General features: G+C 49.2%; 12 protein-coding genes. 5 read left to right on the forward strand and 7 right to left on the reverse strand.

Annotation, left to right across the window (positions count from 1 at the left end; translation table 11 throughout):
* Positions 1–10: 10 nt before the first annotated feature.
* Positions 11–1,321: an amidohydrolase family protein gene (locus BM202_RS21390; RefSeq protein WP_093829916.1), complete on the reverse strand. Its 1,311-nt coding sequence runs from the start codon at positions 1,319–1,321 to the stop codon at positions 11–13.
* Between the two features lie 203 nt (positions 1,322–1,524).
* Here BM202_RS21390 and BM202_RS21395 point away from each other — a divergent pair, with 203 nt between their 5' ends.
* Positions 1,525–2,634: a sensor histidine kinase gene (locus BM202_RS21395; RefSeq protein ID WP_177236642.1), complete on the forward strand. Its 1,110-nt coding sequence runs from the start codon at positions 1,525–1,527 to the stop codon at positions 2,632–2,634.
* Between the two features lie 136 nt (positions 2,635–2,770).
* Entirely contained in the window at positions 2,771–6,340 is a 3,570-nt protein-coding gene (locus BM202_RS21400; RefSeq protein ID WP_093829920.1) for an SNF2-related protein, read from the forward strand.
* Between the two features lie 3 nt (positions 6,341–6,343).
* Here BM202_RS21400 and BM202_RS21405 read toward each other — a convergent pair whose 3' ends face one another.
* The 5 genes from BM202_RS21405 to prmA form a co-directional block, all read right to left on the reverse strand.
* Positions 6,344–7,513 (reverse strand): alpha/beta hydrolase family protein, encoded by a 1,170-nt coding sequence (locus BM202_RS21405; protein ID WP_093829922.1) that lies wholly within the window; start codon positions 7,511–7,513, stop codon positions 6,344–6,346.
* A 64-nt stretch (positions 7,514–7,577) separates the two neighbouring features.
* A complete protein-coding gene (locus tag BM202_RS21410; protein ID WP_093829924.1) occupies positions 7,578–9,317 on the reverse strand; it encodes a GMC oxidoreductase in 1,740 nt (579 codons plus the stop codon).
* Between the two features lie 78 nt (positions 9,318–9,395).
* Positions 9,396–10,346 (reverse strand): CPBP family intramembrane glutamic endopeptidase, encoded by a 951-nt coding sequence (locus BM202_RS21415; protein WP_093829926.1) that lies wholly within the window; start codon positions 10,344–10,346, stop codon positions 9,396–9,398.
* 63 nt (positions 10,347–10,409) lie between these two features.
* Positions 10,410–15,590, reverse strand: coding sequence for a hypothetical protein (locus BM202_RS21420; RefSeq protein ID WP_245776738.1), 5,181 nt, complete (start codon positions 15,588–15,590; stop codon positions 10,410–10,412).
* A 2-nt stretch (positions 15,591–15,592) separates the two neighbouring features.
* Positions 15,593–16,420 carry a 50S ribosomal protein L11 methyltransferase gene (gene prmA / locus BM202_RS21425; RefSeq protein WP_093829928.1) on the reverse strand — a complete coding sequence of 276 codons (828 nt, stop codon included), beginning with the start codon at positions 16,418–16,420 and terminating at the stop codon, positions 15,593–15,595.
* A gap of 174 nt (positions 16,421–16,594) precedes the next feature.
* Between prmA and BM202_RS21430 the strand changes: the two genes are divergently transcribed.
* Together BM202_RS21430 and BM202_RS21435 are read left to right on the forward strand one after the other, a co-directional pair.
* On the forward strand, positions 16,595–17,380 hold the full coding sequence (locus tag BM202_RS21430) for a cysteine hydrolase family protein (RefSeq protein ID WP_093829930.1): 786 nt from the start codon (positions 16,595–16,597) through the stop codon (positions 17,378–17,380).
* Positions 17,381–17,401: 21 nt separating this feature from the next.
* Positions 17,402–18,031, forward strand: a complete 630-nt coding sequence (locus tag BM202_RS21435) for an LON peptidase substrate-binding domain-containing protein (protein WP_093829932.1) — start codon at positions 17,402–17,404, stop codon at positions 18,029–18,031.
* A gap of 88 nt (positions 18,032–18,119) precedes the next feature.
* On the opposite strand, the gene BM202_RS21440 is transcribed toward BM202_RS21435, so the two are convergent.
* Entirely contained in the window at positions 18,120–19,271 is a 1,152-nt protein-coding gene (locus BM202_RS21440; protein ID WP_093829934.1) for an AI-2E family transporter, read from the reverse strand.
* A gap of 298 nt (positions 19,272–19,569) precedes the next feature.
* Here BM202_RS21440 and BM202_RS21445 point away from each other — a divergent pair, with 298 nt between their 5' ends.
* A complete protein-coding gene (locus tag BM202_RS21445; protein WP_093829936.1) occupies positions 19,570–20,277 on the forward strand; it encodes a response regulator in 708 nt (235 codons plus the stop codon).
* Positions 20,278–20,344: the final 67 nt, after the last annotated feature.

A 20,344-nucleotide genomic window follows, 5' to 3' on the forward strand; every position in this document is an offset into this window, starting at 1 on the left:
CGCAAACGTATCAACGGGCTTTAGTCAGGAAGGTGTCTTCGGGCTTATTATTACTGTAGACAGTGCCTCCTTTCATAACGAGTCGAATGTTGTAGAAAACTTTCTTGAAATCTTTTTCCAAATCTCCCTGAAACACAACCAGATCGGCGTAGCTGTCTTTCTTCACCACACCAATCCGATTCTCAGCCCACAGGATTTTGGCTGCGTTACGGGTGGCGAACGCCATTACGTCGGCGGGGCTAACCCCGGATTCATAATAGGCGACCAGCACATCTTTCGCATACTCTCCACGCGGTATGTTCAGGTCAAGGTAGGCATCGGAACCAGCTACAATGGGTATGCCTTTTTTGATGGCTTTTCTCAAACGCTCCTGTAGGGCAGTCAATTGACTACGGATTTCTTCATCACTGACTGTATAGCCACTGATGGGTACCGAACGTTTATATGTATCGAATGAAATATCGGTTGGCACCAGGTAAATTCCTTTCTTACTCATAAGCGTCAGAGCGCTGTCTGATAGGAAATACCCGTGTTCAATACCATCCACGCCCGCGTCAATAGCTTCCAGAATAGACTGTTCATGGGTAGCGTGGGCGGTTACCTGATAATGATTTCGATGCGCAGTCTGAACAATCGTTTTGAGCGCGTCTGTATCCATTACGATACGGTCGTTGTTGACCACTACCTTGATAAAATCAACACCATAACCGATATGCTCTTCGACTGCCAGCCGGGCGTCATCTGCATTTTTGATAACCCGATAGTCCTGATCAATCAGGCGCTGGTTTTGTGTGCCCAATCGGGAAAATTGACCACTCGCTGGACTTAAAATTGGCCCTGAAACGTACATTCTTGGCCCAACGACATGATTCGCACGAATCGCTTTATCTAATTGATCATCCAGGTATTGCCCCGAATTGCCCACATCCCGGATAGTCGTGAACCCTGATTCCAGATACGACTTGGCAAAGGCTACGGCACGTAGCGCCCGATCGACATCCGAATTTTCCCAAAGATCAGTATGCAGTGGAGCATTCGGTTTTTGCGAAAACAACAGATGGGTATGGGCGTCAATCAGGCCGGGCGTAACTGTACAATCACTAAAATTAAGCACATGCGCTTCTTTGGGCGCATTGACATTGGGGCCGACTTCCACGATTTTATCGCCTTTTACCAGAATTTGCTGGTCTTTTAGGAACGTCGCCTTCTGACTGTCGTAGAATTTGCCCGCCTTTATCAGGTATATTTTTTCGGGCGCTTTCTGAGCGAATGTCAATAGAGAATATGTCAGAAATACAGATAGAAATGGAATGATCTTCATGGCTGGTCAGGGTTTCGCTATGTGTCGTATCGACGGCGAAACTAACGGGCGTAACCTCGATCCATAAATTAATTCGATGAACGCTGCCTACTATTCGGTGAATGTTTATGCTGGGTTTTCATCGAATAAAATCCACTTTTCATCGAAAATTTTGCCTGTGCATCAGCAAAACGGTCTACTTTGCCTTACTCATTGTCATCCCTATGGCCAATTTATGGCTTGCTCTCATCGCCGACGAAACGCGTTATCGTGGCTGGACACGGATCGGTTTCCACGGATTATTGATCCTGGGCATTTTTCTACTCATTTTCTCCGCCTACGTTCCCTGGTTTCTATACCCAACGACCCCGGTTGATGTACCGTTTAAAACGTATGTTGGTCCCGTGTTACGCGATGGGCTCAGCGTCGTGTTGCAGTATTACGTATTGGTGTTCGTGTTTACTCGCTACGTTCGTAAACCTGTTTTGCTGGCGCTCGGTCTGGCTATTTACTACGTAGTGCTGTTCACATTTTATTACTATTCTGCCTTTGTCGTCAAGAACTATTTCGGGCTGCCCGATGACTATTCCGGCTCTATCACACACTTCGAACGGCTTTCTTATTGGCAGGCACTACGTCATCCATCCACATTTTTTCACTTGCTGTTTATCATCGAACGAGCTTTTTATCCGCTTGCCATCAAACTGCTGGTCGAAATCTATCGGCGGCAAAGTCGCAATGCCCGACTACAGCAGCAGTATACACAACTCGAACTCAATTTTCTGAAGAGCCAGATCAATCCACACTTTCTGTTCAACGTCCTCAACAGTATTTACGCCCTGACGGAGGAAGCCAGCCCGCGCGCAGCGCTGCTTGTGGAACAACTGTCGGGTATGATGCGCTACAGCCTGTATGAGACGACTGAAACGCACGTATCGCTTCAAAAAGAACTCCAGTTTATCCGGGATTACGTAGCGCTGGAGCAAACCCGTACTCTCAAACGGCTGACACTCCAGCTAGAACTGCCGGAAGTTGTGAACGAATCGCTCAAAATTGCGCCGTTCATTCTGATCACGTTCGTGGAAAACGCCTTCAAGCATGGCGTCGAAAGCACCAGTAAAAAAGCCTGGATGCATGTAGCCGTGCAACTCGAAGGAACAAATCTTCGCCTAATGGTGGCGAATAGCAAACCGCTGACTGAACCGTCAAAACCGGGTGGTTTGGGGCTGGCGAATGTCCGGCGACGGTTATCCTTACTCTATCCTAGCCATGAACTTCTCATTGACAGTAAGGTAGATAGCTATACGGTAAATCTGACCTTGCCCTTAAGCTAGCTTCTTTTTGACAGTATAGGCGGCCTGCCTGTAAATCCTGTCAAAAAAGAAGTTGTCTTTTTCTCTAAATTCGGCAATACACGTTGCTGTACAGCTAATACGTTATTTTTGCAGGCAATTAATTGATTTAGCAGAAATGGCGGAACGCATCGCTTACGGCAAAACATGGTGGGGGCAGCAGTGGCTCAATGCCTTGACAAGCATTGACATGGCTAACCGCCTGCCGCGTGGCAAAACCTATGCAAATAAGGGAGCGGTGCAGGGACTGACCATTTCTCAAAATCAGTTTAGTGCATCCGTTAAAGGATCAGCGCCAAGGCCATATAAGATCAAACTATCGGTGCCGCTCTTCACCGAGCAGGAGAAAGAAACGCTGCTGACCGAAATTCGGGAGAATCCGGCTACGTTGGCGCAACTCCTTAATCGCCAGCTTCCACCCGAACTCACCGAGTTTGCGGATAAACGTAACATTCAACTGTTTCCACATTCGTTTCGGGATTTGGTAATGGGATGTTCCTGCCCGGATGCGGCTGTACCCTGCAAGCATCTGGCGGCCGTTGTGTATGTGATCGCCAATGAAATCGATCGAAATCCATTCCTGGTTTTCCAGGTAAAAGGGTTGGATATTCTGGCCGAACTTCAGAAAGGGCAGACAGATATTATTGGGGGTACGATGAGTAGCGTGCTGTCGTTCAAAGACCTCGGCACCGACGATCTGCCCGACGATGAGGATTGGCATCCTGACGAAAAGGCGCGTGCCGGTCTTGATTTTGCCACGATTCCCTTATTAGCTGATCAACTGCTGGGTCTGCTTTCGCCAGACGTTACGTTCACCAAAGGTGATTTTCACAAATCGCTGGCTAAGGCGTACAAGCTGTTCAGCAAGCCGTTGGCAGACATAAAAGCGAAAACTCCCGATGATGTATCCCCCGACTTCAGCGATAGCATTGAGCTACAGCTCGATGAGCTAATGTCGGTGAAGAAGATCAGCATATTCAGCGAACACGGTGACCAACGATCCCTCCCTGGGTTCAAAATGAGCGATCTGGCGGCCTGGCTCGATACACTTACCGAAGCTGACTGGCCCGAAATGAGTGATTCCGTGCGGGGGTTGTATCTGACGCATCAGTTTTCGGCTGCGTTGCTACGTCGGGGGGCGGTGGTGCCGCAATTGCTACGTGTGGGGCCAACCGAAGATCAATATCGGGTGCGCTGGCTTCCGGCAACGCTCAACGAATCGGTCAAACACCAGACCGATTTACTAGCTACGCAACTCCCACCAACGCTGCTGACGGTTCGCTGGCAAAAAGAGTGGCTGGCTCTCCCCGGCGAACAGCAACTTCTGACGCTTTGCTCGCTGTTTCTGCGCCGGGTAATCAAACCATCGACGATCGAACTGTGGGAACGCTGGCCCCTCGAAGATGCTGATCGGTTGTTTTTCGGTGTTGAAACGCTACGCTTTGAAGGCTTTGGCCGGAAAGAGATGCCTTTGGCGATTCAGCTCTGGGTGAATGATTTCTTCCTGACACACAAACGATTCGTACCGATTCTGGCCGTCGAGGACAGCGAATTCGGCGATGAATTTCGACTTAGTCTACTGATCCGGGATCGCGAAGCAACTGACACTGCTGGCAACGGAGTGTCAGGCAAGAAGCCTTCTAGTCAGCCGGAACAGCCGATCCCGCTGCCCGAATTGCTTACAAAAAAGAAGCATGAACGTATCAGGATGGCGGTTTTACAGGATTTACTGGTACTCTCCCGGCATTTTCCTGACCTCGCCAAACTGACCAAAACGGGGCCTGGGTCTGAGTACTTGTCCTACTCGCCGGAGCAATTTGTGCAGGTTTTGCTCGATACGTTGCCCCGGATGCAACTGCTCGGCATTGCGCTCTGGTTGCCCAAATCATTGCAACACTGGGTTCGACCACAGGCGGGCGGGCGACTCAAGGCCAAAGTTTCGGCCAACAATGCGTTCATGCGACTGGATGATATGCTGACGTTCGACTGGCAGGTTGCACTGGGCGATGAGATGGTGAGCGTAAAAGAATTTCAGAAGCTGGTAGGGCGTTCGACGGGTTTGGTGAAGATCAAAGATCAATACGTTCTGGTTGATCCAAACGAGCTAACCAAACTCTACAAACAACTCGAAAATCCACCTGAACTGACGGGTTCTGAGTTGCTGAGAGCAGCTCTGTCGGAAGAATATAGAGGTGGCCGATTAGGCCTGTCGGCCGAGGTGCGGACGTTGGTGAAACAGTTTACCGAAAGTGCTGCACAACCCCTGCCCGACGCACTGAATGCTACGTTACGGCCTTACCAGCAGCGCGGATATGACTGGCTTATCAAAAACACCGCCCTCGGGATGGGGAGCTTACTGGCCGACGATATGGGCTTGGGCAAAACGCTTCAGGTGATTGCGTTGCTGCTCAAATTTAAACAGGAAGGCCGGTTCAAAAAACAGAAAGGACTGGTGGTGTTACCAACCACGCTACTCACCAACTGGCAGAAAGAAATTGCCCGGTTCGCTCCCGAATTACAAGCCCGAATTTATCATGGCTCGAACCGGAAACTGCCCACGACGACTGACAACTACGACCTGCTGCTGACAACCTATGGCGTAGTACGTAGTGATCTTGATACACTCAAGAAAACAACCTGGGCCATTGTCGTTATTGACGAAGCACAGAACATCAAAAATTCAGATACGGAACAAACCAAGGCTGTCAAAGCCTTGAAAGCCCCCATCCGGATTGCGCTCAGTGGTACGCCCGTTGAAAACCGGCTGTCGGAGTTGTGGAGCATTATGGATTTCGTGAATAAAGGCTATCTGGGCGGTATCAGTAAGTTCAACGAGGAGTTCGGCAAGCCGATTCAGCAGGAGCGCGATCAACAGAAACTCGACCAGTTCCGGCGCGTAACGAGTCCATTTTTGCTCCGACGCGTCAAAACCGACCGGACTATCATCAGCGATTTGCCCGACAAGATCGAGAACAATCAGTTTTGCGCACTCACCACCGAACAGGCCGCTTTATATGAAAGCGTCGTTCAGGAAAGTTTACGCGCTATTGAGGAAAAAGACGGCATTGCGCGCCGGGGTTTAGTACTAAAACTCATGACGGCGCTCAAGCAGATTGGCAATCACCCGTACCAATACCTAAAGCGAGGGTCTGAGATTCCCTCGCTGTCGGGAAAGGCTACGTCGCTGTTAAATCTGCTCGAAAATATTTATGCGAGTCACGAAAAAGTACTGATTTTCACACAATACCGCGAGATGGGTGAACTACTGGCTCAGTTTATTCAACAGTCATTCGGTATGCAGCCGCTGTTTCTGCACGGTGGTACGTCCCGTCCGGAGCGGGACCGGATGGTCGAGCAATTTCAGAAAAATCGTAGCGATCATACATTTATTCTGTCGCTCAAAGCGGGCGGTACGGGTCTCAACCTAACCCAGGCTAACCACGTCATTCACTACGATTTATGGTGGAATCCCGCCGTTGAGTCCCAGGCAACCGACCGGGCTTTTCGTATCGGCCAAACCAAGAACGTATTGGTATACCGGTTAATGAATCAGGGAACGCTCGAGGAGAAGATCGACGCCATGATCCGTTCCAAACGCGAACTTGCCGACCTCAGCGTTAAAACCGGCGAAACCTGGCTCGGCGATCTGAGCGATGCCGAATTGAAGGAGTTGGTCACGCTGGGGTGATTTCTACTTCAACAGTGCCATCACTGCATCATCACCGACAACCGCGCTGGCTGGACGCGGGTGATCGGCGTTAAATGCCTGCAAAGTGGTAGGGGCAAGCACCGTATTGGGAGATTCGTCGATTTTTCCGTCTTTTAGTACGTTGTTCAGGTCTAATTTCAGGTATTTCGCCAGGAAACGATACGCTGCTTCGCGCTTAGAAGGCCCATAATCGTGTCCCTCTGTAGGCAGATGGACGTTCTGAACCTTATCTTTTGCGCCGTAGTATCCATAGATCGTATGGATGTAGGGAAACTCGACATTGGGCGTGTTTTTCGTCCAGTCTTTTCCGTCCGAAACCAGCAATAGGGGCCTGGGTGCGGTCAGGGCGGCAATCTCTACGTTACTGGTCTGGTACGTGGGTCGCTTATGAATGGGCATCCCACTTTCGCAGACGCAACCCCCGAAAAAGTGCGCGGACACCATAACGACAGGGGCCGACACTTTTATGCGTGAGTCAAGTGCCGTGAGCAGAAACGTCTGCGTACCACCACCGGATTCGCCTGTCATCCCAATTCGCTCTGTATCAACATCGGGCAAACTGGTCAGAAAGTCCAGGGCTCGTAAACTGTTCAGAGTTTGCAGTTTCAGGGCCTGCGGAATTTTATGATCGCACTGTTTTGAATCACCATAACCAATCATATCGTATGCAAATACCACAGCGCCCATGCGTGCCAGCGTAGCGCATCGTTGCTGCGTATACGCCATCAGGCGGTTGTTCTGATCGGCCCCGTGTCCATGCGTACAGAGAATGCCCGCTGTTTTCCCCGCTATTTTCAATGGACGGTATACATTGCCCGTTACAAAAAATCCTGGCAAACTCTCAAACGCTACGTTCTCAACCGTGTAGCCGTTCAGTTTTTGCAAACTGTGTCGAATGGGTTTAAGGGGTGCAAAGTTTGGTTTGACGGATAAATTCATTCCATCGCGAATACCTTTTCGAATCATTGCTGCGCGGGTTTCCCAACTGGCTTTGTCGTGGTACGTTTTGGCAAAACTATGTAGTGCATCTGCTCCCGCAGCTTCGGTAAAATAAGCCCCCTGGCATAAGTCAGGCCGTTCAGGATTAGGTTGAGCAACAGTTCCTAAGGCTACTAATGTGCAACAGATGACGAGAAGAGTCCGAGCGTTCATGACTGCGAGTTTAGATTATTGCTAAAAGAGTAAATCACCAAACTCTTACCTAAAACCAACTCAATCAGCGTGGGATGTCTCCCCGTTTAAGCGCTTTCACTGCATAATCGGCCGCCCGCGCCGACAAGGCCATGTAGGTAAGCGAAGGATTCTGGCAAGGGGAAGAAGTCATGCTGGCGCCGTCCGTACAAAATACATTCTTGACGCTGTGGTGCTGATTGAATTTATTGAAAACCGAGTTTTTGGACGTAGTGCCCATACGAGCTGTCCCCATTTCGTGAATGCTTAAGCCCGGATGCGCCTGACTATCAAAGCCGTTGATATTCGAGAATCCGGCTTTTTCGAGCATGAGCATTGCCTGATCGTGCGCGTCCTTACGCATGCGGGTTTCGTTATCCCGGTATTGAACATCCATTTTTAAGGTCGGTTGACCCCATTTGTCGGTCACTTCATTCGTCAAAGATACCCGATTGTCTTCATACGGCATGCATTCACCAAAAGCGTCGAGCGTTATTTTCCACGTACCAAACTGGGTTGCTTTCTCCTTGAAATCGGCCCCGAAACCCTCGTCATGATAGGCATGGTCCCAGTTTTCTCGGTTGGTGTAGACCTCGAAACCATAACCGCGCGTAAATGACTGTTTGTCCTGTCCCGGCAAATTACGGAAGCGCGGAATATATAGCCCTGCGGGATGGCGACCGTAGTAATATTTATCCAGATCCTGGTCATAATCGGCGGTGGCACCAACGTGAAAATGGTGGTCCATCAGGTTGCGGCCTAATTGTCCGCTATCATCCATGCCATTCGGAAACCGTTTCGACTTGGAGTTCATTAGGATGTATGTCGAGCCCAGCGCCGAGGCATTCAGGAAAATAATGCTGGCGTGAAAATCATGCCACTGGTGCGTCTGCTCATCAATCACCCGAACGCCCGTAGCGCGGCCTGATTTCTCTTCATAAATAATCGAGTTGACAATGGAATGTGGTCGAACCGTCAGTCGTTTGGTACGTCGGGCAGCCGGTAAGGTAGCGGATTGCGTACTAAAATAGGCGCCATACGGACAACCCCGCATACACAGGTTTCGGTATTGGCATTTAGCCCGGCCCAAATTCATTTGCTCCTGCGTGGGCGCCGTGAGGTGAGCCGCCCGGGCTGAAATAACTTTTCGATCCGGGAAATCTGCGTTTACGCTTTGTCGAAAGTGTGCTTCTACGCAATTGTCAGGCATGGCAGGCTGAAACTGACCATCGGGCAAATGAGGCAATCCATCCCGATCGCCAGCGATTCCGGCAAATTTCTCGACGTAATCATACCAGGGCGCAATGTCTTTGTACCGAATGGGCCAGTCGGTGGCAATACCTTCTTTGGCATTCGCTTCAAAATCGAGATCAGAAAATCGGAACGAGTAACGTCCCCACATCAGCGATTTCCCGCCAACATGATAGCCTCGAATCCAATCGAACGGCTTTTCTTCAACGTAGGGATTTTCCAGATCGTTGACGAAATGCTGATGTGTGGCTTCGGTAATGGTAAATCCCGTTCGATTTTGCACCGGGTAATTTTTTAGCAACTCCGTTGGCATAGCCTGATTCCGGTGCGGAAAATCCCACGGGTTCTTGGTCGCCGTATGATAATCCGTAACATGCTCAATCATGCGGCCCCGTTCGAGGAGCAGTACGTTCAGTCCTTTTTCACAGAGTTCTTTTGCCGACCAGCCTCCGCTAATACCAGAGCCGACAACTATGGCATCGAACTTTTTGCCGGATGGAATAGGCGGTTGGGCAGACATATTGCGGTGGCTCATGATAGGTTAGTGCTTTTATTTTAAACGCAAAGAACGCGAAGGCAGACGCAGGGAGCACCAAGAAATTTATTGGGGGTATTACCGACTGGCGTTCTGCAAAAACGCGGCAATTTCCATGCCCCAGGCAATGCCGATATGAATGAGTAACCCGCCCCAGATGCTACGGGTGCTCAAGGCTAAAACGCCTAGTAGATAGCCGCCGAACAACGACGAAATCGCTTCTCCCAGCGGACGTCCGAAGTGAATAGAACAATACCAAACGACCATTGGCAATACAGCGCCTGGCCCTAGAATTCGACTCATACCGATAACCAGAAATCCACGAAAAAGTAGTTCCGTTGGTACGAAGTCCCAGCCATAGCAAAGCTCGTAAATGAGCGCTGTTACCCATTCGGGTACGTTGAAGAACTCGTTGGCGTTGGTGTCGCGGTAGGTTGGATACGATTGTAAGAAATCTGGCTGGAATGAGGCCCATGTAATGAGCGGAATCATCAGAGCTAACAATAAAGCATACAAAACCAAGCCTTTCCGCTTAGGTGCCATGCCATAAAAATTGCCTGGTCTGGATTGGCTTAAATAGGGTTCTACAAACTTATAAAACAGAAAGAGGGGCAGCACAATAGTTAGTATCGATTGCAGATTGTGCAGGCAGTGGTAAGCAAACAGGTATATCTGCCCATCAAAGAGTTCAAGGCTCCATGTGTTGTGAGCATAAAATCCGGCATAAATGGAATAGCAGATCAGCGCAACGAGGCTACGTAGCCAGAAGGCGCGATTTCGCCAGATATCAAGTCGTTGGTGAAAATACGTCCAGAGCCAGACGCTAACGTAGTAGGCGGTAGCGTAGAGCAAAAAATACAGGACCGACCAGATTGGCTTTCCCTGAAACGAGTCGATATACGCGTCTTCGAGATCGAAATAGAAGTTGACACTCAGCAGTAACGTAGCCCAAAGCGCGGTTGCTACGTAGAGATCAACCCGGAAGTCAGTGCGGAGATGGTCACGAAGGTCGTGCCAGAGAGCTTTCATATATTAGTTGTCATGGCTCCGGTCAGACCAGGTGGCCGGAGCCATGACAAAATTCAACAGAAATCAGAATCCTTCTTTTTCGGCTTCCTTATCTTTTTTCTTCTCGTCTTTCTTTTTCTCTTCCTTCACCACTTTCTGGCCGGGTTGCAGTTTGGGCTTTGGAGCGGCTTTGGCTTTCGTCTTATACTGATCCAGATAGCGATCAACAAAGAGCGTTTTCTCATCGACAGTGGCCGCCATTACGTCGAGCGAAGATTTGCTGGATTGTTTCAGCGCTATCAGTTGATCGTTGATTTCCTGCTCCGACGTAATGATGGCTAACTCACCCTGCGACGATGGTGTGCTGCCCGGTTTGTAGTCATAATATACCCACACATCCGGTGAAGATTCGAGGTAAATGGTGGCTTCATCGCCATTGGCTGATTTACGTATTTCGATGAAACCATCCATCTGCGCGTTGACATCGGTCGCCATTATGTTCGATACACCCAACTGCCCGGTGCTATAAAACGCATTGAACTTAGTAGACCAGCGCAGATTGGCGTTCGCCAGGACAAGCGTCGTAGCTAATTTTGGCGATGCCTGACTCAGTGGCGCGTGCTGATTTTGAGCTTTTAATCGATAGGCATCCACCGCCTGCTGACCGATCAGCGGCACCAGTTTATCTGAAAGTCGGTTCAGGTCATCGTCGGCTGCTTCGTCGTTTTTCTCTTCCAAATTCGCCTTCACAATTCGATCACCGATGGCCGTATTAATCGGGTCGGGCACCGGGAACGTAAAGGCCAGCAACGTATTGAACCGGTATTGAGTGCTGTCGATATTGATCCGTGCCGATCCGGAAGCTAGCAGATATTCATTCGGAGCTGCATTCAATAGATTTAATTTTCCTTTGAACGTCATCAGGCCGCGCGAATCGTTGAACGTAAACGCATTTTCAACGTCATCTATAACCGTCTCTGTAACGGCTGCCACACGGGCAGAGCTGTCAATGTGTGCGGTACTGTCAGTGCCGACAAGTTTAGCTGTACTATCGGTTCCTATAATTTTGGCAGTGCTATCAACTTTCGCTACAAGATCGGTCTTTGCACTGTCGACTGGCGCAGCCGCTGCAACTGCCGTAGCCAGCGTCGATTGTCCAGCGGGCGATTCGCTTCCTTTCGATTCAATCCGATAGACCTTGTCTTTCTCATCGTAATGCATAATGCCCGTTGCCGTGAACAGGTCAACGTCTCTTGGATCTTCCTTGGGCGAGAGGAAGGTTGGATAAAGTCCGGCATTGCCTTCCCGGAAATGAATACCAGCCACCAACTGCTGTCCACCTTCGTTTTTGAGATTTTTATCCACCTTTATCTCAAGCCGCTCGGCTACCTTTTCCTTGAACGGAATCCAGCCACCAACCAGATCCTGCCGTTTTTTCAGCGCTGGTTTTATGAAGCCATCCATAGCCAGATCGGGCTGGGGCGCCTGCATGGAAATGGTGCCCTTATACAACATTTTCGGCGCCAACTGGAGGTTGTCATCTTCGTCAACCTCCGCCCGGGCAACGGTGAAATACGTAGTAGCTGGCTGTGTTGCATTTTTCCGTCCCCGACCCGACTTTTTGGTGTCGGCGGTCAACGTGCTGGCGGCTACGGCTGGCGCTTCTTTTAACTCAAAACTGCCCATTTTTATGCTGGCCGTATCGCCCTTGGCGGTAGCAAATTGATACGTAGCATCGCCAGTGAAGCGGGTGCGGGATAGAATCTGAATGTTGCCATTCTTGAGCCTGTGAAACAAACTGACGGTATCTAGTTCAAGTTTGGCATTCTTTAGTGCCAGCATCTCGCCGTTACGCTTAATACTCACCAGGCCTTTGTCGGGATAGATTCGGGCATCGGCCGAGGTTACGTAAGGAACGCCACTGATGTTGAGCGTCATTTTCTCCACGTCGTACAGAGCACCTGACCCATTAAAGGTTAAGCCTTCCTGCTCTTCGGCGGTGGCGGTAAAGGTTGACGTTTTGACGTCGCCTTTCATGGCAATCGTTTTGGCGTTTATGTTCCATTGCGCCTTGCTGATGCTGGTTTTATAGGCCGCCGATGGGAACTCCAGGCTTGACTGTACCGTATCGGTGATGCTTAAATTTTTATTAATCGACAGCCCAACAATACCTTTCGTCTGGTTGAAATCTACATCAATTGCCGTGCCCAGCAGCATTGGTTTGGCAACCGTGGCTGTTCCGTTTACGACCTTGTCGGACAGGACTTTAAACTGTGCATTACTAGCCAGAAAACCCTCTCTGTTGAATTTGATGCTTCCCGAAATAACTTCCGAATCTTTCCGGCGCAGGATGCCATGTCCGAATAAACCCGATGAACGTAGCACCAGATCACCATCCAGATTGGTCGTTGCATTGTAGAAATTGAAATTTTTCTTCTGCGTAACGATGACCATGCTATCGGCTTTCGGCCACCATTTCATTGTGTAGTTATTCAGTTGTACCTGAGGAAAATAGGCTTTCGATGGACCAGCTTGCCCCGCCAGCGTTTCCTTAATTTCGCCTTTCTCGCCCGCTCCTGTCAATGAATCGGTCATGAATAGCATGTTCTTGGCGTTCAGGCTGGCCGTCAGGTGATTCAGTACCCCGTCGGCATGCAAGCCGCTCTTGTCCATCGTCAGATCGCCCGTAAACTTTACCGTTGAAGCTGCTGACCCTTTCTTGCCGCTGTAAATCGGATAACCCGTTGCCGGTGCTTTGTGCACGAAGCCCAACGTATTGTCGGGCATGGTTTTGAGTTCAGCCTTGAAAGGCGGAAAAATGCCATCGGAATAGAACGTACCCATGAAGGCAATATCCCCCTTGCCGAGACTGTCGTTGTCAACGGCCGGAATTTTGAAATAAACCTTCTGATCGTACGTACGGTCACCACGGGCAGGTTGATTGAAATAGACGGTCATACCCTCCGGCATGACCAGCCGCTGTGTCGCTTTCTTGCCGGCAATACGCCCCGACTTATTATCCGCGCTACTGAGGTAGACCGTTCCTGGGTTCTCATACTTGATGTCGCCCCCCATTTCCTGACCTGGTAACTTCTGCGACGAGAACGTAATGGAGTCGATCTTGTTGAGATTCATCGCGAACTTGTCGTAATCGAACCTGAGGTCGCGACCCGCGTAACGTAGCGTTCCGGCCTTGAGCTGGCCGTTCAGGGTGAAGGCCCGTCCTTTTCCAATACGTAATGTTTTGTCGGAAGGAATACCGAAAATTTTCAGCGAATCGGATAGGTTAAAGCGCTCAACGCCCCGGATCGTCAGCATTTTGTCGTCCAGATTGATCGTTGCGTTTTTGGTGCTATCGTTCGAGGGAAAATAGGATTGCACCTGGAAGTTGTCGTAGTCGCGTTTCTGCGCGTAGGCAAGTACGTACAGGGCACCTTTACGGCTCAGGTGCATCAAGCCCGAGTTCGCATCGCGATCAAGGTAGCCTTCCAGCACCATGCGGTTCAGTGCCCCGCGTAGTGCCACCGGACTGACCTTATTCGCCTTTGTAAAGTCAACAATATCGCTCTCTAAAAACGTTTGCTGCTTTTTGGTTGATACGTAGTTCGCTACAATTTGCAGCGGGTGAAATCCGTAATCGACTGTCAGGTCGGAGTAGCGCTGTGGGTGGAAATAATCAAACGATTCAAAACGTACGGGCACTTCCTGTTTTGCGCCAACCTGATAGAAATCCACTTTCCGCCGGGGCAAATCCCAGCGCACAACTTCGGGCAGAATATAAAATTTGTGGTAAGAATCAGAATAAGGGACGCGGGCGTAATCGGTACGTTGTTCGCGGTCGAGCCAGGCAATGTGCTGGTTCTTATCGTACCGGAATTTCACGGAAGGGTGCGTAACGGAGTCCGTGTCCACATAGCCAACAAAGGACGCTGAATTCGCCGAAATCAATGATTTTGCCGCATTCGTTCCGCTAAATCCTGACGTATTGAATCCTCCATTCTGGGTTGAATCAGGTTTTATTGCCGGCTGGGTCAAACCCGCTGAGGCAGAATCGATTTTACTACTGAAATCGAACCGGCGGCTGCTGGCTTTGAAGGCCGTCTTGCCGTTATACTTAATCGTAAGTTGAGCGGGCTGGCCGCTTGCCGATGCACCGACCATCTGAGTGCCCGATAGCGCCAAACCACCCCGATAGTCGATGTCTGGTCCGAGGTCTGGTAGTTTAACATCGTTTTGCCAGGACATGAACCTCGGATACGTGACCGGCCCGCCTTTTTTCTTGCTAACGTACTCAAATACGCCTTTTATTGGCTTGGTGGTCCCGTATGTCAGCGTTACGTCGTCGGCCTGTATGCGCGGATTCATAGTTGTGAGCGAGTACTCACTGAGTGTTACGTAGATATCCGGTCGCCCGGCGGTTGCCCAGGTGAATTTCCCCCCGTTGCCAACCAGCATGCCATCTTTGAGCATCAAATCACCATTAGTGTTCGACAGAACAGCCGAATCACCATTAGCAATCATCGCCAAGGTTACGTCTTTTAGCGTAATAACAGCTCCTGATACCGAGGGAATTGGCCGACGTTGTGGCGTGTACTGCACACCCAGTGAACGTGGCTGTGTTGAGTCTGACGTTGACGGGGTATCCCAGCCGTCAAAACGGGAGCGTTCGATAGAGGCTTTCACCGAAGCGATTGAATCGGCAGCCGTTGGCGGTACACCCGGTTGACTAACTGTTGGGACATTTCCTACGTAGCGAAACTCGAACGTACCACCCAGGGCATAGAGCTTGTTATAGTTGCTGGCATACAATTCGTGCCGTTCCATGAACCGCCGGGCCGTTTCTAAACTACGGGTAAAAGCTTTGGGATCATTGGCCTCGAACAGCTTTTCGGCAATTGTCAGAATGCCATCAACGGTTGTTGCTGAAGCTGTTTGCTGCTGGCTTGCCTGATAGAGCGCTTCATAAAAAGGAGCAAAATGAGTAGCTGGTTGGAGACGTTTCTGGTTCAGTTTGCGACTCAACGCCATGATGCGCTCCTGTTGCTGGGGCGACAGTTTATTTTCGGACCACAGCGACTGCAAATTCGTTCCGGCCCGTACGGCTACAGGTCCGCCCGTTGCCATCAGCTTTTGCACTTCCGTCATAAACTGCTCGGGCTTGTCGGAAAGCCGAACGGCCTGCCCGAAACTAACGACAGTCGTTAAGAAAAACAGTAAAATCGCGATTCTCGAAGTCTGTATCTTATACTTATAATTGCGCTTCATAGCTATTTTTGAAAGACGAGCGAAGTCCATTCGCGATTCGTCATGCTCCTGACAGGTCTAAGACCCGCTTCAATGGCTTTCTGTTGGATATCCAGAGCGTCGTGTTCATAAAAACCGCTCACCAACAGATAACCGTCTGTTTTTAATAAATCGGTATACGTAGGAATTTCGGCTAGTAATACGTTTCGGTTAATGTTAGCCAACACTATATCATATCGGTTGCTTGGGTCAACATCGGCAATCGTTCCCTGAAAAACCGTTACCTGCGGGCAATCGTTAAGTTCAGCATTTTCGCGGGCATTTTCAACGGCCCATTCCTCAATATCGAAGGCTAATACGTCTTGTGCGCCCATTTTAGCCGCCAGAACGGCTAGAATGCCCGTGCCGCTGCCGACATCAAGCACTGCTTTATCCGCAAAGTCAAGGCTAAGCTGTTGTTCCAGCATCATAGCCGTGGTTTCGTGATGGCCCGTTCCGAATGACATTTTGGGGTTTATAACGATGTCGTAACGAAACCGGGCGTCCAACTCGTGGAAGGACGCCCGGACCCGGACTTGGCTCGCTACTTCAATCGGCTCATAATCGCGCTCCCACTCGGCGTTCCAGTTTCTTTTTTCTAACGAACTGACTTCATAGGCTATTGCAGTCTGACTGTCGTATTTAGCAATGAGTTCCTGTACAGCCTTTTCATCGAAATCTGGTTCAGTAATGTACGCATTCAGACCCTCGTCAGTTTCAACGAATGACTCGAATCCAAGTTCGGCGAGTTCGGCGGTGAGGATATCAGTATAATCGGGCGACAGGCGCAGTTGCAGTTCCATGTAATTCATACATCAAAGTAACGAAAAAGGAGACTATGGCTTGGTCTATAAGCGGGATAAAGCGTTGACCTGAATTTGATTTTGACTGTCTCTTCACCTTTTGTTGTTTACTATTACACTTTACTTTGCATGCGGTTTAAGCGGATGAGCAAAAACGCACGGCTAATTTTAACCTAGTGAGTTATGAAAAACGCCTTTCTGATTATTGATGCCCAGTTTGACTTCTGCCATCCCGAGGGAGCGCTGTTCGTGCCGGATGCTGAACAGGATATTGACCGAATTGCTACGCTTATCCAACAGCATGCCGACCAGATTGACCATATTGTCGCAACGCTCGACACGCATCATATTCTAGACATTGCTCATCCATTATTCTGGCACGATTCCTTGGGCAGTCACCCTGCTCCGTTCACACGTATTACGGCCGCGGAGGTTGACGCTGGACAATGGATACCCCGTTTTTCGACCGAAAAGGCTCGTCAATACGTTCACGATCTCGAAGCCGACGGTCAGTTCTCGCATTTTATCTGGCCCGAACATTGCCTGATTGGCTCTCGGGGTGCCGCGTTGCACGATACGTTATTGGGGGCGCTTAAAGATTGGTCGAGAAAACGTGACCGCGACTACGTAGCCGTTCAGAAAGGGCTTTATCCGTTGTCGGAACATTTTGGAATTTTTCGGGCGCAGGTACCCGATCCTGACGTGCCCGAAACGCAACTCAATACGTCCCTTATTGCTGATCTGGAACAGTATGATACGGTTTACTTAATGGGTGAAGCCAAATCGCATTGTGTGGCTAATAGTTTAAAGCAAATGCTGGATTTTGCCCCCGCATTAATACCAAAGCTGATAATCGTTACCGACTGCATGTCAGACGTAACAGGATTGGGCTACTTAGCCGATTCTATTTACACCGAAGCTCAGGACAAAGGTGTTCGATTTACGGTCTCTGACGCAATTTTCAACTAAAAAGCCGTATTTTTCGCCGTTATGGAAAAGACGCTATCCCTATTCCCGCTCAATCTGGTCGTTTATCCCGGCGAGGATTTGAACCTGCATATTTTCGAGCCGCGTTATCGCCAACTCATCAATGAGTGTCTGGAAGAGGAGCGCACATTTGGTATTCCGGCGTTTATCAATAACAAATTACCGGGTCATGGCACCGAAATGCACGTTACGACGCTACACAAACGCTATCCCGACGGTCGAATGGATATTAAATCCAAAGGGCTGGGTGTTTTTCGATTAGTAAATTTTGAAAATCCCCTGCCGGGCAAACTTTACGCGGGTGGAGACGTGGAGTTGATCAAAACGGGCGATAGTTTCAGTGCCCATTCAACCGCCCTGATGGAGCGCTTGGAGCGGCTCTACAAACTATTGCAGATCGAAAAGGACTACACGGCTACGACAGAGAACCTTTCTTATAAAGTAGCGCACCGAGTTGGCTTGTCAGTAGAACAGGAATATGAACTGCTGACGCTCGAAACCGAAGCTGAACGTCAACTTTTCCTTATCCAACACATTAATAACGTATTGCCCGTAATGGTAGATATGGAGCGCACGAAGCAGCGTATTAGCATGAATGGCCACTTTAAAAATCTCGACCCGCTTAATTTTTAGTTTTCAAAGAGCGAAAGACTGAATGAGTGAAAGAGCGAAAAGATAATGCAGCCCTTTTCGCTCTTTCACTCATTCAGTCTTTCGCTCTTTAAGATTTCTCCTCCACTTTCCCCACTTTCTTGGCACGTTTGGGCAGTTGATCGGCTAATTCTTTTAGGTTTTTTATGGGTGGGCGGGGTTTTTCAGCTTCGCCAATCAAGAATCCATAAGGTTTGAGTGAGTCTACGGCATCAAAAATAACTTTGAGAATAGCCGTCATGGGAAGGGCCAGCACCAAACCAGGTAGCCCCCATATATTTTCCCAAAGAATCAGCACAATAATGGCGGCTAGTGGATTGATGCTAACTTTTGAACCGACGATATAGGGCGTAATAAAATTTCCCTCCAGCGCCTGTACAAATAAGAAAACGCCAACGACCGCGAGGGCTTTGATTGGATTGTCCTGAGTGACAAGTGTATACGCGGCTGGCAATAACGATCCCAGCGAGATGCCGAAGTACGGAATCAGTACAAGACAAGCACCGAAGAACCCAAAAAATACAGCATAATCAACACCCAGAATGAGTAGGCCAATGGTCATAAGCGTACCAATGATAATAATAACCAGCACTAATCCAGCAAGATAATCTTTAACGACCTGGTAGATTCCTGCCATCACGCCATCAATCTTTGATGGGCGAGCATCGCTAAAGGCTCTATAGAAAAATGACCGAAAAAAATCGCGGTAGAGCAGGAAGAAAAAAGCGAACAGTAAGACAAGAAAGAGATTCGTCAGAATACTGGTTGTGGCCAAAAGCGTTGTTGTGACGATGGTTCCGCCTTCGGCAAGTGCCTGATTCAGATACTTTTTGATTTCGTCGACCTGCCGTTGTCGATCAATATTCAAATGTTCGTCGGCAAACGTTCGTATGCTGTTAATGTACTCATTTCCGCGCTTAACGAATTGAGGCACAACTTCGGCAAAGCTGCTGATTTGAATCGAAATGCCATAAAACAAGCCCGTTAGCACCGTCAAGGCGAGTAAGAGACATAAAATAATAGCCAGTATTCTGGGAACCCGCCAGTTTTCGAGCCTCTGCACCAACGGAAAGAGCAAAACGGAGAATAGAATGGCGAAAACCAGTGGGATAAGTAAGCCAGACAGTGTATGTAATCCGTAAACAATGATTACTAGTGAAAGTAGTATGCAGACTAGTCTGGCGTAGGAAGGAAGTATAATTTCCCGGGGACGAATATTCATATAAGTAAATAATAGCAACAACTATTTTGGTCGTTATTGCCTTAAGCAGGTAGTAATATTACTTAAGTACGAACCATCTGTTACGGGCATTGTTTAGGGTAGTATGCTTTATTAATTGGGAATTAATAAACTCGTTTTCAGACAGGAACACAAGACTGAATTCATTGACAGGCTGTTAAGTTATTGTTAAGTCTGCATTCAGCATTGATAACGTTGCGGATAAGCCACGTAACTTCGTGGTCGCCATCAGTTCGGCAATGTACCAACAGAACGGTCATTCTCACCAACTTTACTACGTATGAGTGCTGCTAAAGCTGCTCAACCCCTACATCGCGTTCTAGTCGTTGACGACGACGCCGACATCCTTGAGATGTTAGAATACAACCTCACCAAAGAGGGGTACGATGTTCGCACCGCTGCTGATGGCCGGAAAGCCGTTGACGTTGCGAAGTCCTATTTGCCCGAATTAGTGTTACTCGACATCATGATGCCCCATTTGGATGGCATCGAAGCGGGACGGCAATTGCGTGATATCCCCGAGTTACGGCAGACCTACATTCTTTATCTGACGGCTCGCTCGGAGGAATATTCCGAAGTGGCGGCTTTCGACGTAGGTGCCGACGATTACATCACCAAGCCCATTAAGCCGCGGGCGCTGATGAGTCGCATCAACGCGTTGTTTCGGCGCGAGGCCCAGAAATCTGATCCCGGTGAGCAAATTGCCATTGGCGATCTGTTGATTAACCGGAAAAACTATTCGGTTAGTCAGAACGACAAGTCAGTAATTTTGCCCAAGAAAGAATTTGAATTGCTGTTTTTTCTGGCGCAACATCCCAACAAAGTTTGTAGTCGAGAAGAGTTACTCCAGAAAATATGGGGTGCCGACATCTACGTCCTCGAACGTACGGTGGATGTTCACATTCGCAAGCTCCGCGAAAAAATCGGGGACACCCATATTCGAACCTTAAAAGGCGTGGGTTACATGTTTACCGACCAGCCTGAATAAAGAGTGAAAGAGCGAATGAGTGAAAGAGCGAATTAGGCCGGTTGGTTTTCGCCCTTTCACTCATTCG

The organism is Spirosoma endophyticum (assembly GCF_900112365.1).
Lineage (GTDB): Bacteria > Bacteroidota > Bacteroidia > Cytophagales > Spirosomataceae > Spirosoma > Spirosoma endophyticum.

Excerpts from the sequence above, each read along its gene's own strand:
- BM202_RS21390 (WP_093829916.1), bottom strand. The coding sequence starts at position 1,321 with ATGAAGATCATTCCATTTCTATCTGTATTTCTGACATATTCTCTATTG.
- BM202_RS21415 (WP_093829926.1), bottom strand. The coding sequence starts at position 10,346 with ATGAAAGCTCTCTGGCACGACCTTCGTGACCATCTCCGCACTGACTTC.
- BM202_RS21405 (WP_093829922.1), bottom strand. The coding sequence starts at position 7,513 with ATGAACGCTCGGACTCTTCTCGTCATCTGTTGCACATTAGTAGCCTTA.
- BM202_RS21435 (WP_093829932.1), top strand. The coding sequence starts at position 17,402 with ATGGAAAAGACGCTATCCCTATTCCCGCTCAATCTGGTCGTTTATCCC.
- BM202_RS21445 (WP_093829936.1), top strand. The coding sequence starts at position 19,570 with ATGAGTGCTGCTAAAGCTGCTCAACCCCTACATCGCGTTCTAGTCGTT.
- BM202_RS21410 (WP_093829924.1), bottom strand. The coding sequence starts at position 9,317 with ATGAGCCACCGCAATATGTCTGCCCAACCGCCTATTCCATCCGGCAAA.
- BM202_RS21395 (WP_177236642.1), top strand. The coding sequence starts at position 1,525 with ATGGCCAATTTATGGCTTGCTCTCATCGCCGACGAAACGCGTTATCGT.
- BM202_RS21420 (WP_245776738.1), bottom strand. The coding sequence starts at position 15,590 with ATGAAGCGCAATTATAAGTATAAGATACAGACTTCGAGAATCGCGATT.
- BM202_RS21440 (WP_093829934.1), bottom strand. The coding sequence starts at position 19,271 with ATGAATATTCGTCCCCGGGAAATTATACTTCCTTCCTACGCCAGACTA.
- BM202_RS21400 (WP_093829920.1), top strand. The coding sequence starts at position 2,771 with ATGGCGGAACGCATCGCTTACGGCAAAACATGGTGGGGGCAGCAGTGG.
- BM202_RS21430 (WP_093829930.1), top strand. The coding sequence starts at position 16,595 with ATGAAAAACGCCTTTCTGATTATTGATGCCCAGTTTGACTTCTGCCAT.
- prmA (WP_093829928.1), bottom strand. The coding sequence starts at position 16,420 with ATGAATTACATGGAACTGCAACTGCGCCTGTCGCCCGATTATACTGAT.